Annotated in this window: 15 protein-coding genes; 9 read left to right on the top strand and 6 right to left on the bottom strand. The window is 59.2% G+C overall.

All coding sequences use genetic code 11. The features are described from left to right. The first annotated feature begins 21 nt into the window (after positions 1-21). From NIG5292_RS11860 to NIG5292_RS11820, 9 genes are read left to right on the top strand one after another with little or no spacing between them, the layout of a single operon-like run. Complete coding sequence (locus NIG5292_RS11860; RefSeq protein ID WP_048599764.1) at positions 22-375, top strand: hypothetical protein; 354 nt, start codon at positions 22-24, stop codon at positions 373-375. Continuing rightward, positions 372-578 carry a hypothetical protein gene (locus NIG5292_RS11855; protein WP_048599763.1) on the top strand — a complete coding sequence of 69 codons (207 nt, stop codon included), beginning with the start codon at positions 372-374 and terminating at the stop codon, positions 576-578. Before NIG5292_RS11860 ends, NIG5292_RS11855 begins: the two co-directional genes overlap by 4 nt. Beyond that, a complete protein-coding gene (locus NIG5292_RS11850) occupies positions 578-1,561 on the top strand; it encodes a hypothetical protein (protein WP_048599762.1) in 984 nt (327 codons plus the stop codon). The genes NIG5292_RS11855 and NIG5292_RS11850 overlap by 1 nt, the downstream gene beginning before the upstream one ends. A gap of 2 nt (positions 1,562-1,563) precedes the next feature. Next, positions 1,564-2,697 carry a tail fiber domain-containing protein gene (locus NIG5292_RS15275; protein ID WP_053084907.1) on the top strand — a complete coding sequence of 378 codons (1,134 nt, stop codon included), beginning with the start codon at positions 1,564-1,566 and terminating at the stop codon, positions 2,695-2,697. Next, entirely contained in the window at positions 2,694-3,599 is a 906-nt protein-coding gene (locus NIG5292_RS11840; RefSeq protein WP_048599761.1) for a hypothetical protein, read from the top strand. The genes NIG5292_RS15275 and NIG5292_RS11840 overlap by 4 nt, the downstream gene beginning before the upstream one ends. Next, a complete protein-coding gene (locus NIG5292_RS11835) occupies positions 3,599-4,339 on the top strand; it encodes a hypothetical protein (protein WP_048599760.1) in 741 nt (246 codons plus the stop codon). The genes NIG5292_RS11840 and NIG5292_RS11835 overlap by 1 nt, the downstream gene beginning before the upstream one ends. Continuing rightward, positions 4,329-4,625, top strand: a complete 297-nt coding sequence (locus tag NIG5292_RS11830; RefSeq protein WP_048599759.1) for a hypothetical protein — start codon at positions 4,329-4,331, stop codon at positions 4,623-4,625. The genes NIG5292_RS11835 and NIG5292_RS11830 overlap by 11 nt, the downstream gene beginning before the upstream one ends. A 2-nt stretch (positions 4,626-4,627) precedes the next feature. Further along, positions 4,628-5,260: a hypothetical protein gene (locus NIG5292_RS11825; protein WP_048599758.1), complete on the top strand. Its 633-nt coding sequence runs from the start codon at positions 4,628-4,630 to the stop codon at positions 5,258-5,260. Beyond that, on the top strand, positions 5,260-6,483 hold the full coding sequence (locus NIG5292_RS11820; protein WP_048599757.1) for a radical SAM/SPASM domain-containing protein: 1,224 nt from the start codon (positions 5,260-5,262) through the stop codon (positions 6,481-6,483). The genes NIG5292_RS11825 and NIG5292_RS11820 overlap by 1 nt, the downstream gene beginning before the upstream one ends. A 29-nt stretch (positions 6,484-6,512) precedes the next feature. Here the strand turns inward: NIG5292_RS11820 and NIG5292_RS11815 are convergent, their stop codons facing one another. From NIG5292_RS11815 to NIG5292_RS11790, 6 genes are all read right to left on the bottom strand, one after another. Next, positions 6,513-7,001: an NUDIX domain-containing protein gene (locus NIG5292_RS11815; protein WP_048599756.1), complete on the bottom strand. Its 489-nt coding sequence runs from the start codon at positions 6,999-7,001 to the stop codon at positions 6,513-6,515. Beyond that, a complete protein-coding gene (locus tag NIG5292_RS11810) occupies positions 6,998-8,962 on the bottom strand; it encodes a polysaccharide biosynthesis protein (RefSeq protein ID WP_048599755.1) in 1,965 nt (654 codons plus the stop codon). The genes NIG5292_RS11815 and NIG5292_RS11810 overlap by 4 nt, the downstream gene beginning before the upstream one ends. A gap of 376 nt (positions 8,963-9,338) precedes the next feature. After that, complete coding sequence (locus NIG5292_RS11805) at positions 9,339-10,472, bottom strand: DegT/DnrJ/EryC1/StrS family aminotransferase (protein WP_048599754.1); 1,134 nt, start codon at positions 10,470-10,472, stop codon at positions 9,339-9,341. 3 nt (positions 10,473-10,475) lie between these two features. Then, positions 10,476-11,102 carry an acetyltransferase gene (locus NIG5292_RS11800; protein WP_048599753.1) on the bottom strand — a complete coding sequence of 209 codons (627 nt, stop codon included), beginning with the start codon at positions 11,100-11,102 and terminating at the stop codon, positions 10,476-10,478. Continuing rightward, positions 11,099-11,692 carry a sugar transferase gene (locus tag NIG5292_RS11795; protein ID WP_048599752.1) on the bottom strand — a complete coding sequence of 198 codons (594 nt, stop codon included), beginning with the start codon at positions 11,690-11,692 and terminating at the stop codon, positions 11,099-11,101. The genes NIG5292_RS11800 and NIG5292_RS11795 overlap by 4 nt, the downstream gene beginning before the upstream one ends. Positions 11,693-11,733: 41 nt before the next feature. Continuing rightward, entirely contained in the window at positions 11,734-12,951 is a 1,218-nt protein-coding gene (locus tag NIG5292_RS11790) for a glycosyltransferase family 4 protein (protein ID WP_048599751.1), read from the bottom strand.

Below are 12,951 nucleotides of genomic sequence, written 5' to 3'. Positions count from 1 at the left end.
GCGGCTCTGCGGGTGGCAACCATGACGGTGGCCACTTTGAGCGAGGGCCCGGCCATTCTCATCGGCTACGCTTGGCGTCTGCAGATTGAGGCCGAGGCATCGGTTTTTGCGGACGGTGCAAGCTATACCGGTCATCTGCGCATCAAACCCAGTGATCCAGCGCTGCTGGCAGAACTGTCCAGCGCCAATGGCGGGATACAGCACGTCACTGAGACTGTGCTGGAACTGTCTTTGACACCGTCCCAAACCGCGGTGCTCCCACCTGGGCGCGTGGTGTTGGATTTGGTGCGCACCGATCTCGAGCCAGACCTACACTTGGGCTTCCTTCTCGAAATCCCCGTGATGATGCCGGTGACGCGAGGGCTAAGCCCATGAGCGCAACAACGCTGCAAACGGGCCCGATCACCATCACAGCGCCGATCAAGGTGCGCGTTGTCTCCGGGCCTTTCCGCATACGCCTCGGCGGCCAGCCAGGTCCGCAGGGCGCGACAGGCCCACAAGGCGACAAGGGCGATCAAGGTGATCCGGGCATCACGATCCTGCCCACTGATACACCCATCAACGGAGGCTTCTTCTGATGGCCAATACCATCCAACTCAAACGCCGTGTCTCGGGCGTGGCGGGTGCGCCCGCTGCACTAAAATCCGGCGAGCTTGCCCATAACGAGGTCGACAATACGGTCTATGTCGGAAAGGGCGATGACGGCAACGGCAATGCGACCTCCATCGTCCCCATAGCAGGGAGTGGTGGCTTTCTGGCGCTGGTGGGCACGCAGACAGTTGGTGGGGCCAAAACCTTCTCTCTCGTGCCAAAATCTGGACAAGATGCCAGCGGCGGGACCGACCTTGTTCGCAAGTCGCAGGTAGACAGTCTGCTATCGGCGAAAGCGCCCTTGGCGTCACCCACCTTCACGGGATCACCCACGGCGCCGACGGCGGTCGCGGGCACGAACTCGACGCAGATTGCAACGACGGCCTTCGTCAATGACGCCATTGCCGGCTTTGGCGCCGGCGACATGGCAAAATCCACCTATGACACGGACAATGATGGCAAGGTGGATGCCGCGGAAATTGCAGATGCCGTTCCTTGGTCTGGGATCACGGGCAAGCCCACAAGCTTCACGCCCTCCAGCCACAGCCATTCGATCGCGCAAGTCACGGGACTCCAGACGGCGCTGGATGCAAAGGCCGCTCACGCATCACCTGCCCTTACAGGTTCGCCGACGGCCCCCACGGCAACGGCCGGTACGAACACAACGCAGATTGCGACAACAGCCTTTGTGGCTGCCGCCATCGGTGCGCTTATTGATGCCGCGCCCGGAGCGATGGACACGCTGAACGAATTGGCGGCCGCGCTGGGCGATGATCCCAACTTTGCGACCACGGTCACGAACGCGCTGGCGGGCAAGCTATCGGCAGCCTCGAACCTCTCAGACCTACCGAACAAGACAACATCGCGGTCGAACCTCGGACTGGGGTCCATGGCCACGCAAGCCTCCAGCAATGTCGCGATCACCGGTGGGTCGATCAACGGGATCACCCTTGACGGTGGGACATTCTGATCATGGCAAATACCGTTCTGGTAAAACGAACGACCGTGGCCGGCCGGGTACCCAGCACGGCGCAACTCGCTGCCGGAGAACTCGCCGTAAATGTTACTGACGGAAAGCTCTTCCTGAAACGTGTCTCCGGCGCCGAAACCGTGATCGAACTCGGACAGACTGGACCGCAAGGCCCCACCGGACCGGCCGGTCCCCAAGGTGCGACCGGGCCAACAGGACCAAAGGGGGATACTGGCGCGACAGGTGCAACGGGTCCGCAGGGCTCAACGGGTGCCACGGGTCCAACGCCGGCGCATCAATGGTCTGGTACGAGCCTTCGGTTCAATACCGGCACCGCCTGGGGCACTTACGTCAATCTCAAGGGTGCAATTGGTGCCACAGGGGCAACCGGTGCAACTGGGCCTCAGGGCGACACCGGCCCAACTGGACCGCAAGGTCCAGCAGGTCCGACCGGGGCAACAGGCCCAAAAGGTGACACAGGCGCGACCGGTCCGCAGGGTCAGACAGGGCCAACAGGACCAACGCCTGCCCATCAGTGGTCCGGAACCAGCCTTCGCTTTTTCAACGGATCGACCTGGGGTGCTTACGTCAACCTGAAAGGCTCAACCGGTGCGACAGGGGCAACAGGTGCGACGGGACCTGCAGGTCCCACGGGTGCCACCGGGGCTACGGGTCCACAAGGCCCCGCAGGGGCGGATGGGTCTCCCGACACGGCCGCGCAGGTCCGCGCCAAGCTGGTGACCGTGGATGGGTCTGGCTCTGGCATTGATGCCGACCTTCTCGATGGCAACCACGCCAGCGCCTTTGCCCGCCTGTCGGGAGCGACCTTCAGCGGTGCCGTGACCGCCCCGAACTTCGTCTCCTCCTCAGACGCGCGCCTCAAATCCGACATCGCCCCGATCCACGCGGCGCTGGCCAAAGTGCAGGCGCTGAGCGGCGTCACCTTTTCCATGGCGGGCAGTGATGCACGGCAGATGGGCCTCATTGCCCAGGACGTGCAGGCGGTCGCACCGGAAGCGGTTGTCGAGACGGAGGGAGTGCTGCGCCTCGCTTATGGCAATCTCGTCGGCCTCCTTGTCGAGGCCATCAAAGACCTCGCCCAAGAGGTCGATCAGCTGAAAAGGAGCGCGCCATGATCGAGACCGGACTACATGTCATCTACAACACGGGCTCGCGGCTGCATTACGCCGTCGATGTCCAAGACACCTATGCCGGGATTGCCGTCTTCGATCCCTGTGAGATCGGCCAAGGGCTGCGCGATGGCATCGAGCCACTGCCATGGGCAGACTTAGCGGCAGCGCTTGAGACACCTCATGACCGCTCGAATGCGGCAGGCTTTGTCGATATGCGTGGCAACGGCGTGTTCATTCCAGATTTGCCCGGATTGACCCATGGGGCGATCTATAGAGGGCGTTCTTATGTGTTTCTCGACGGGATGATCGGCCATGATGAAATCACTGATTACGCACTGATTGATATCATGACCAACGAAGCGGGATTCCCGCTTCCTTGGCGCAACCGTTTTGCGCAGTCTGCGCGTGAAAAAGTTGACTTTTCCTTTCGGCACAGGGCCCGAACGCAGTGCTCCAACGCGTTGGTGATCTTCATGCCGATCGCGGGGGCCCTGTCCAGTGCGCGCATCGAAGTCCTCTGTGAGCAAGAGCCAATCCTACTGAATGGTACGACCGTCGCGGGCCGGATCGATGACGCGACGATCCCGAATGACGGGCAGTGGTTCAAGCAGTTCTATTTCCACACGGTGGCGACCGAGACGGTGACCGTGCCCGCGGGAGGGCGGGCTCATGTGCCGATCGCGCTGCGCTGGAATGGCGATGGCGCGCCATGCGCACATGCGCTGGCGCTCAAGCTCGACAGTGACGCCGGCTATCTGCCGAAACGGCGGCTGACGACGGACATGAATGGTGCGGGCAGCTTTGTTGCCGAGGCGCTTGGGCTCAGCCCAGGCGAGCGGATCGCGGTCAAGATTAACACCGAGCACTATACCGCGATCGGCAAAATCATCCTGGAGGTGGTGTGATGGAGATTGCCACCACGACCGAGTTACAGCTGATCTATCCCACCTTCGTTTTGCACAAGCACTGGGAGTTGCCGGAGGGCTTTAACGACCACCTACACGCGTTAGCGGCCGACGACGCGGTGGCGAACCGCATTCAAGACGCGGGCGACGGCCGTAATGTTGGCGACCAGACCAACCATCTTGGACATCTGCGGCACAATTTCCTGATGGACCGACAGGACCCTGCGATTGCGGTGCTGGCGCAGATGGTGGCGGCAGCTGTCAGGGAATATCTGCAGCTTGCCTATGGCTACGACCACACAGGCGAGATCGCCATGATGTCGGACACCTTCTGGCAGCGCCGCGCCCTGCGCGAAAATGTCGGTATAAACGCCCACACCCATTTTCAGACCGACATCGTCTGCACCTATTACCCGCGTGTGGTGCTGGACGCCGATTGCCCCGAGACCTCGCTCCATCGCGGCGCGGTGCGCTTCTACGATCCGGCGAATGTCGGTAAGCGGCTCTGGCCCTGCAACAACCCAGACGCCTATGTCGGCGGCTGGTATGCGGTCGAGCCACGCACGGGCTCCATGTTCGTCTTCGAGGGCCATGTGCCCCATGACAGCACCTATTTCGAGGGCGAGGAGCGAATGTGCATCCCCGTCCTCTGTTCGCTCGAACTCCCAAATTCCCACTGCAAGGCCGGGCTCTCCGAGATCCTGGCCCATCAGGCGCAAGGAGGCAGCCATGGCCTATAAGGTCGGAACAACTATCGTGATCGACGACAGCGGCAACGTGGACTGGTCGCGGATCACCAACAAGCCGGCAATTGGTGCAGGCACAATCACGGGCGTATCTCTCAGCAATGGCTCCCCGACGTCTGGAGGGTCTTTTTGGCCGCGCAGTTACAACACTTCCGGCGGCAACTGTAACTGCGTGGCAAACTGCACGGTTCACAGCCTCTCAGGCGGCGGCAGTTCCGGTGCTGTGACCATTACAGCCAACCGCTATAGCTTCAACTGCAACTGTAATTGCCGGTGCTGACGATGGAAATCCGAAGCACGAGTATCGACCTCTGGCCGACGCGGGTCACGTTCGTAGAGACGCCAGTCGACTGGGTGGTGAATAGGCAACTGGCCGACGAGGCCATCGCCACAGTCGAAGCAAATGGCAGCGGGTCGATGGCCAATGCAGCCAAGCGCCGTGTGCGCGGCATACTTGAGCAATGCGACGCAGGTCAGACCTTGAAAGCCCATCTCTTCGCTTGCGCGCGCGCCGTGCTCGGCCCTTGGGCCAAATATCTCGACCCCGATCATTGCGAAAACCGTGCGCTGGTGATCACCAAAGGCGGCTTCATCTCGACCCACAAAGACAGCCGCGAGGGCGACCTGACCTGCGTCCACTTCCTGACCGGCAGTGGGTCGGGCCAGCCGGTGAACAGCGTGGGGAACCCTCGGTTCGTAATCGAGGACCCGTCGCGCTACTTTGACGAGGGGCGGCTGCCTTATGAGAGCCGCCATGGCTACTCGGTTAACCCGCGGCCGGGGCTCTCGGTCTTCTTCCCCTCTCATATTCCCCACAACCAGCACCCCTACGAGGGGAGCGCGCCGCATGTGCAGGTCGTCGCGAACTTCCGCGTCAATCTCCCCGTGGCGATCGAGGAAAGGCTATTCGACTGATGTGGTTCGATCTGAAACTGGAAGCGCGTGACGGCAGCCGTCATCACGTGCGCTACAACCCGCACACATCCGAATGCGAGGGGCTGCCGCTGCTGGTAGAACCGGGAATCTTCGCGGCGGTACCGCGCGTGGCCAAAGACAAACCCCTCGGAAAATCCCGCGCACCCCGCATCCTGAAAATCCAACTTGGGCTCTCGTGTAACTACGCCTGTAGTTATTGCAATCAAGCTGTCCAGATCGGTGATGCAACCGTCTCCAAATTGGCAGATGTCGCGCAGTTTCTGACCCAGCTTGACGGATGGATCGCGCAAGCCCCAGAACAGATTGAGCTCTGGGGCGGCGAGCCTTTTCTGTACTGGGCCAAGATCAAACGGTTGATCCCCGCACTGGCGGAGCTGTTTCCAGGGGTTGCTTTCTCAATCATCACCAACGGATCCTTGCTTGATCGGGAAAAGCTCGAGTTCATCGCGCAATACGACATTGCCATCGGGATCAGCCATGACGGCCCGGGGCAGCATTTGCGCGGGCCCGATCCACTTGATGATCCAGATAAGCGTCGATGGATCGAAACCCTGCTGGCCGATCGCCCCGAAAAGACCGGGTTCAATGCGGTGCTGACGCGCCAGCATCACGACCTTCGGGCCCTCAAGGCCTGGTTCGCCGAAAATGTCGGGCCGGATGTGTTTGTCGGGCTCGAAGGCGTGGTGAATGTTTATGATGCGGCGACCGCAATCGGCACGGGGCGGTTTGAACCTGCGGAACTCAATAGCCTGACGCGGTCGATCTTCGAGGCGCTGGTTGAGGACCCGAACGCCTTTGGTCTCGGCGAGCGCATTGATGAGTTCTACGCCTCACTCCAGCGGCAGAGGCCCATTGAGGCCCTTGGACAAAAGTGCGGCATGGACCGGGAAGACACTATCGCCGTGGATCTGCGCGGCAACGTCATGACCTGCCAGAACACCGGGGCGAAGGGCGTGCACAAGATTGGGCATGTAGCTGACTTCGATGGGATCGCGCTGAATACCGCGACGCATTTTGCCTTCCGGCCCGAATGCATGTCATGCCCCGTCGTTCAGCTCTGCAAGGGGTCCTGCATGTTCCTCGAGGGGGAGTTCTTCAAGCAGAGCTGCGCCAACGAGTTTGCCTTCAATATGGGGATCATGATGGCGGCCGTCTGGCATTTGACGGGGATGGTTGTGGTCGGAGTGGAAACCCATCATTGAACGATCGAACAGTGTTGTGACCGAACTGGTTACCAGCCTTCAGTTTGAGCATCTCCGCATACAATTTCACGAATGCGGCGAACTGTTCCAGGATCAGTATCCGGCGGTAGGTTTTCGAAATCGAAATATCCGATTTCGGCGATTTCTATGCTCTTTGGCTTGGCATCGACAGCCCCTTTGGCATCACAAAGGTATGCCAGAACGTGATCCCTTTTGCTCACGCCATTATTAAAAAACACGCCGTGTAAAACAGGTTTATGAGCAAGTTGCAGGCCGGTCTCCTGTCGCAATTCGTTGATTAAAGCCTGTTCTGTCGTTTCGCCCTTTTCGACTCCGCCCCCAGGAAAATGCCATCCGGGAGTGTAGGTGTGGCGGACGAGCAGGAACTTACCATCATCTGACCGCACAATCGCGCGAACCCCAATCGTCAGTCCGCGGCGCATTAGAAAATATGTGTGAAGGGTGCGGCTGAACAACACGCGCGCGAGTCTAGGTTTCTTCTCGGCGGCAAATGTCATGTGCGAATGCCTGCCTCGATCGCCATGCTCTGCTGCTCGTCGGTGTCGTGATCAGCCCTCCAAAGCAGGTCTGAGATCTCTGTGCTCGACGGCGCGTACTCGAGCGGTAATTCGTGTAAAATGATTACGATTGCTGGCAAGTCGAACGCCTCACAGGCCTGTAGAAGCCGATCCAGAACTGCCATCAACGCGTCGCGTGGCAGTGAGACTTCGGATGCTGTCATGATCCGTGGGTGCTTGGTTGGAGCTGGGTTGTTGCCGATCAGAAGCTCCTCGAAAAGCTTCTCGCCCTTGCGCAGACCAGTGACACAGACCGGGATGTCACCCTTTTCCGGCAATACCTGATCCGGGTGGTCGACCATGTAAGGGATCAGACCATGCAGCTTAACCATGCTGAAGGCGAGGTCCATGATCTTTACAGGGTCTCCCATGTCGAGCACGAAAACATCCCCACCCTGACCCAAGGCACCTGCCTGGATCACCAGCTGGGCCGCTTCGGGGATCGTCATGAAGTAGCGATTGATGTCCTTGTGCGTGACTGTGACAGGTCCCCCAGCCTCGATCTGGGCCCGAAACCGCGGGATGACCGACCCGGACGAGCCAAGAACATTCCCGAACCGGACCATCGAGAAGACTGTGGAAGATGCCTCCTGCGCATGGGCCTGGCAGATCAACTCTGCGATGCGCTTGGTCGCGCCCATGACGTTTGTCGGCCGCACCGCTTTGTCAGTGGAAATCAGAATGAAGTTTTCGACGCCAAGTTTCTGGGCGGCGAGCGTGATTGCGAGTGTGCCAAACACGTTGTTTCGGATGCCCTCAACTACGTTTTCCTCTACCAGCGGCACATGCTTATAGGCTGCCGCATGGTAGATCGTCTGAACCTTAAAGCCCTTGATAGCGGCCTCTAGCCGCCGGCTATGCTGCACAGACCCTAGGATGGGCACGACCTTAGTCTGATGCAGCAAGCGCACGGCTGTTGCGCTTAGTTCAGCTTCGATCGCGTAAAGCGCAAACTCGGACACGTCGTAAAGGACCAAGACGGACGGATTCTGGGTCAGAATCTGCCTGCAGAGCTCACTGCCGATCGATCCTCCAGCGCCAGAGACCATAACCACACGCCCGGTGATGTTCCTGCCAAGCAGTTCGGTGTCCGGGGCGACAGGATCGCGCCCAAGCAAGTCTTCAGCTGAAACTGTCCGCAGTTCTGAAATCTTGGCCTTTCCGCTGATAATGTCGGACATGCCTGGGATCGTCTTGATCTCCAGCTGCAGGTCTTCCAGCGCGCTCACAATCTCGCGGCGGCGGACACGACCCAGGCTGGGTATGGCCAGCAAGATCACCCGGGCACCCGTCTCATGGACCAGGCGCGGTATTCTATCGGGTGAATAAACGCGCAATCCTCCGATGCCCAAGTTCTGCAAGGAGGGGTCATCATCGACCAGAGCGACCGGAGCAAATTCTTGGCCGTGGAATAGTGCGTTCAGCAGTTGAAGTCCGGCTTCCCCAGCGCCGTAGATGATCACGGGTCGTTTGTTCAAATGATTTGGGTTCCGGAAATACGTCCGTGCTGCGAAACGCAGCCCACCAACGGAAAGAAAGGCAAAAACAGCAAAAATGATCGGAACAGATCGAGGAATGCTGGCGTCAAAAACAAGTCCTGCGGCAAAAAGGGAAATTGCTGCCACCACAGCCCCCTTGCCAATGATTATTAGGACCCTTCCGGTGATGAAACGCACTACAACCCGATAAAGGCCCAATCCCCAAAAGGCCAGCAGGGTGGCCATGATGGAGGACAGCAACGCGCCCCAGATACCTGGCTGCCCTGCAAAATCTAGACTCTCGAGCCGTAACAGCATGGCGCCAAGAAATGAAATGGCCAGCAGCATGGAGTCGAGAACAATTTGCAGCGCAATTTTATTGCGCCGGCTCAGTATTGAAAAATGTTCGATGTAATTACGCATTAAAGGTTACATCCTAAACTCAAAGCGCGGCCGACCCGCGAGAAAACGCTAATGGAACAGAGGCTTGCCTACAACACGCTACGGCGACTGCGCCGAAGAAGATCATCAGTAGTAGCGCTACCGGCGTGATCTAGACGATAAGCACAGTGTTCTAATTGCCCGGCACGGCTCTGATTACCGTTTGGTTTCGGTCGGTGACGTCGAACGGGCTGGTGGCTCAGAGCTATTGAAGGGTCCGGCAAGTCTGCCTTAAAAAGCCACAGCAGCTGGTATGCACACGATCATTCTCGCCAAAGAGGCCAAGGATCCGAGCTATCTGAGGCTATTGCCTGCTTAAGCCGATCTGACCTATTCGCATCAGGCTGACCGGGATAGTTCAACGACCTTTATCAAGGAGCGCTGAGACCCGCTCAATCACCTCATCCTGCTGCTCATCAGTCATGTCACTGCCCGAAGGTAGACAGAGACCGTTGGCGAAGAGGCGCTCGTCGAACCCATTTCCGTGATAGGGCGCGCCAGCATAGAGCGGCTGCATGTGCATCGGTTTCCACAGCGGGCGGGATTCGATTTGGTGCTCCAGCAGCATCAGGCGGATGTCTTCACGCGTGATGCCGGTTTCACTAGGGTCGATGGTCAGGGCTGTCAGCCAGCGGGTCGAGTGCAGGCCTTCGGGCTCAGGCATGAAGGCGATGCCGGGGCGGGCTAGCGCGGCTTTGTAGCGCGCGAAGATCTCGCGGCGGCGAGCCACGCGGGCGTCCAGCACCTCCATTTGCCCCAGCCCAATTGCCGCGCAGATGTTTGACAGGCGGTAGTTGTAGCCAAAGGTGGAATGCTCGTAATGCGGGGCGGGGTCGCGCGCCTGGGTGGCGAGGAAACGGGCCTCATCGGCCCAAGCTTTGTGACGGGTGACCAGCATGCCGCCGCCAGAGGTGGTGATAATCTTGTTGCCGTTGAACGACAGGATCGCGGCATCTCCGCCGGTGCCGGCCTTGCGGCCATTCTTGTAGGTCGCGCCCAGGCTTTCGGCACTGTCAACGATGAGGCGTACGCCGTATTGCGCCGCGAGGCTCTCCAGCGTGTCGAGATCGGCGGACTGGCCGTAAAGATCGGTCGGTACGATGGCCTTGGGCAGGCGGTTTTCGGTAGCGGCCTTTGCGAGCTCTTTGGCCAGCAGCGCTGTGTCGACCGTCCAGCTTTCAGGTGAGAGATCAAAAAAACGCGGACTTGCGCCGAGGTAGTTTACCGGGAAGATGCCGCCCGCGAAGGTCATGGAAGAGATCCAGACCTCGTCGCCCGGGCCCACCCCCGCGATGCGCAGCGCGAGGTGCAGCGCCGCCGAACCCGAGGACAGGCCGACGCAATGCACATCCGCCCCGAGGTAGTCGCGCACGGACGCCTCAAAGGCGTCCAGTTGGGGTCCCAGCGGGGCGATGAAGTTCGACGCAAAAGCTTCGGCCACGCGTCGCTCCTCATTGCCGGACATGTGGGGGCGGGAGAGGTAGATACGCATGGATCAGTCCTTGATAAGTGGTTTGGCCGGATTGCCGACGACGGTGACGCCCGGTGGCACATCGCGGGTGACGACCGCACCCATGCCGACAATGACGCCAGCGCCAATGGTGAGACCCTGGCGGATAATGGCGCCCGAGCCGATATAAGCGTGATCGCCGATGGTGACATTCCCGTTCACCTTGGCGCCCGGTGCGAAGGTCACGAAGTCACCGATGATGCAATCATGCTCGACATAGGAATAAAGGTTAGCGTGGAAGCAGCGGCCAATGCGGATGTTCGAGCTCAGGGTCACGAAAGGGGACAGGCATGCACCTTCTTCGATCACGACTTCATCCATCTGCACGACAGAAGCGGCGCGTACCTCGATCAGTGGGATATTTGCAGCGGCGCATTTTTCCGCGAGGGTCTGGCGGATATGTGAGGCGGCTATGGCGATGCTGACTGCCTTTTGGTCGGTTTGGCGTTCGAGAAAATCGGTCCAGGTCAAAATATCGTGGCCGTTTACGTAGCCTGGGGCTTGGCCATCGTCGATGAAAACAAGTTCGGGCGCGCGGTATTGTGAGCGAAGCAAGGGCATGACTCCGCGCCCGCATCCGGCAGCGCCATATACGCCGATCAACCGGCTCACGATCCGTTCCCCGTAAACTTTGACATGGTAGCTTCTCCCGCCGCTGAAATACCATCGCGTTTGATCACCTTGCGGATCGTCTGCCAAATGATCTTCAGATCCAGCCAGAGGCTTCGGTTGTCGACATACCAGAGGTCGAGCGCGAACTTCTCATCCCATGATATCGCATTTCGCCCGTTCACCTGCGCCCAGCCTGTCACGCCGGGGCGCACCTCGTGGCGGCGTGCCTGTTCTGCGGAGTAGAGCGGCAAGTATTCTATCAAGAGCGGTCGCGGGCCGACGAGGCTCATGTCGCCCTTCAGCACGTTCCAAAGTTCCGGCAGTTCGTCGATTGAGCTGGACCGCAGGAACCGGCCCAATTTGGTGAGCCGCTCCGCATCAGGAAGCTGGCGGCCATCTGCGTCAATCGCATCTCGCATGGTGCGGAATTTGATCATCTCAAACGGCTTGCCATCGCGCCCGGGGCGAGTTTGGGTGAAGAGCACTGGCGCTCCCATCTCGCGGCGGATTTTATAGGCCACAATCGCCAGAACCGGCGAAAAGAGGAGCAACCCCACGCTGGCTCCGAGAATATCAATGATCCGCTTCATTTACCGTATCGTTCAAAATTGTCAGCTATTTGGCTTAAAGCTTAGCGCGCGACCCCTGTCACCCACTGAACCCAGTCGTCAGAAAGCTCCGAGCGTGCAAAACGAGTTTGGGCAAGCTCTCGTGCGTTAACCCCTTTCAGTCGCAGCGCGTCCCGATGCTCTGCAGCCTCGATCAGTGCATCTGCGAAGGCCGATGGATCATCGGGCGGCACAGCGAAACCACAATCGTTTTCACCGATCAAACCCGCAAGCCAGCCCGGATAGTTGTTTAAGACTGGCAACCCTGCAGAGATGTAGTCGAAGAACTTGTTCGGAGACGTGCCGAAGTAAAATGCAGGAACATTCCTAAGAACTTGCAGGCCTAAATCAGCACCCGCCATCAATCCAGTGAGCTTGGTCTTGGGAACCGGATCGACGAAAAGAACATTGTCGAGGCCACGTTCTTTAGCATCGGCTACGAGTTTTGGCTTCTCGCGCCCTTGCCCGACCAAGGCGATCCTTACGTCGTCGCGCCCGCGGTCTTTCAAAACCGCTGCAGCATTGAGAACACTTTCCAGACCATTGGCGTTCCCATGGGTTCCCGTGAAAATCGCAAGCAACTGATCATCCTGAACGCCGTCTGGCCGCCAAGCCGCTTCGGGCGTTGAGAAGAGATCCATATCGCAACCATTTGGCACCATGGCGATCCGCGATTTGTCGACCCCGCGGGCTGCGATGCCCTCGACGATGCCAGGCGAAAGGCCCACCAACCGGTCTGCCGAACGATAAGATGCCCATTCCAGCAGGGACATAAGCCACAGCATAACCGGGTTGGTGATCACGCCCATCGCTTTGGGTAATTCCGGCCAAAGATCCCGAACCTCGAACACAAAGGGTTTTTGCGTTAGCCAGCGTGCGAAAATGCCCGGAATGCCAGCGGTAAGCGGGGTTGTCGTCGCGAACACTACGTCAGCAGGCTCCCGAAGCGCCACACCGATCGAACCAACCGCGAATTTCAAGAATACGCCAAGTCGCTGAACAAACCCCATGTGATTGCCATAGTTGAGAGCGAACTCGATCACGTCGATCCCATCGACCGCGCCGCGCCGCCTACCTTTTTTAAACGGCATGCTCAGCCCGGTATTGCCCTGCGCGTAGCTGCCACAGACCATCGTGACGCTGTGCCCGGCTCGGATGAGTGCCTGGGCCATCTCATATGATCGGGTGCCGGCTGATCCCTGCGGGGTTGAGAAATGCTGATGGAAATAAAGAACATGCAT

The sequence above is a fragment of the Nereida ignava genome (assembly GCF_001049735.1).
In the GTDB taxonomy this organism is placed as follows: Bacteria; Pseudomonadota; Alphaproteobacteria; order Rhodobacterales; family Rhodobacteraceae; genus Nereida; species Nereida ignava.
This window is presented reverse-complemented; position numbering and strand designations above follow the sequence as displayed.

Bases quoted from the DNA above. Each gene is read 5' to 3' on its own strand.
- NIG5292_RS11860 (WP_048599764.1), top strand. From the start codon at position 22: ATGACGGTGGCCACTTTGAGCGAGGGCCCGGCCATTCTCATCGGCTAC.
- NIG5292_RS11855 (WP_048599763.1), top strand. From the start codon at position 372: ATGAGCGCAACAACGCTGCAAACGGGCCCGATCACCATCACAGCGCCG.
- NIG5292_RS11850 (WP_048599762.1), top strand. From the start codon at position 578: ATGGCCAATACCATCCAACTCAAACGCCGTGTCTCGGGCGTGGCGGGT.
- NIG5292_RS15275 (WP_053084907.1), top strand. From the start codon at position 1,564: ATGGCAAATACCGTTCTGGTAAAACGAACGACCGTGGCCGGCCGGGTA.
- NIG5292_RS11840 (WP_048599761.1), top strand. From the start codon at position 2,694: ATGATCGAGACCGGACTACATGTCATCTACAACACGGGCTCGCGGCTG.
- NIG5292_RS11835 (WP_048599760.1), top strand. From the start codon at position 3,599: ATGGAGATTGCCACCACGACCGAGTTACAGCTGATCTATCCCACCTTC.
- NIG5292_RS11830 (WP_048599759.1), top strand. From the start codon at position 4,329: ATGGCCTATAAGGTCGGAACAACTATCGTGATCGACGACAGCGGCAAC.
- NIG5292_RS11825 (WP_048599758.1), top strand. From the start codon at position 4,628: ATGGAAATCCGAAGCACGAGTATCGACCTCTGGCCGACGCGGGTCACG.
- NIG5292_RS11820 (WP_048599757.1), top strand. From the start codon at position 5,260: ATGTGGTTCGATCTGAAACTGGAAGCGCGTGACGGCAGCCGTCATCAC.
- NIG5292_RS11815 (WP_048599756.1), bottom strand. From the start codon at position 7,001: ATGACATTTGCCGCCGAGAAGAAACCTAGACTCGCGCGCGTGTTGTTC.
- NIG5292_RS11810 (WP_048599755.1), bottom strand. From the start codon at position 8,962: ATGCGTAATTACATCGAACATTTTTCAATACTGAGCCGGCGCAATAAA.
- NIG5292_RS11805 (WP_048599754.1), bottom strand. From the start codon at position 10,472: ATGCGTATCTACCTCTCCCGCCCCCACATGTCCGGCAATGAGGAGCGA.
- NIG5292_RS11795 (WP_048599752.1), bottom strand. From the start codon at position 11,692: ATGAAGCGGATCATTGATATTCTCGGAGCCAGCGTGGGGTTGCTCCTC.
- NIG5292_RS11790 (WP_048599751.1), bottom strand. From the start codon at position 12,951: ATGCATGTTCTTTATTTCCATCAGCATTTCTCAACCCCGCAGGGATCA.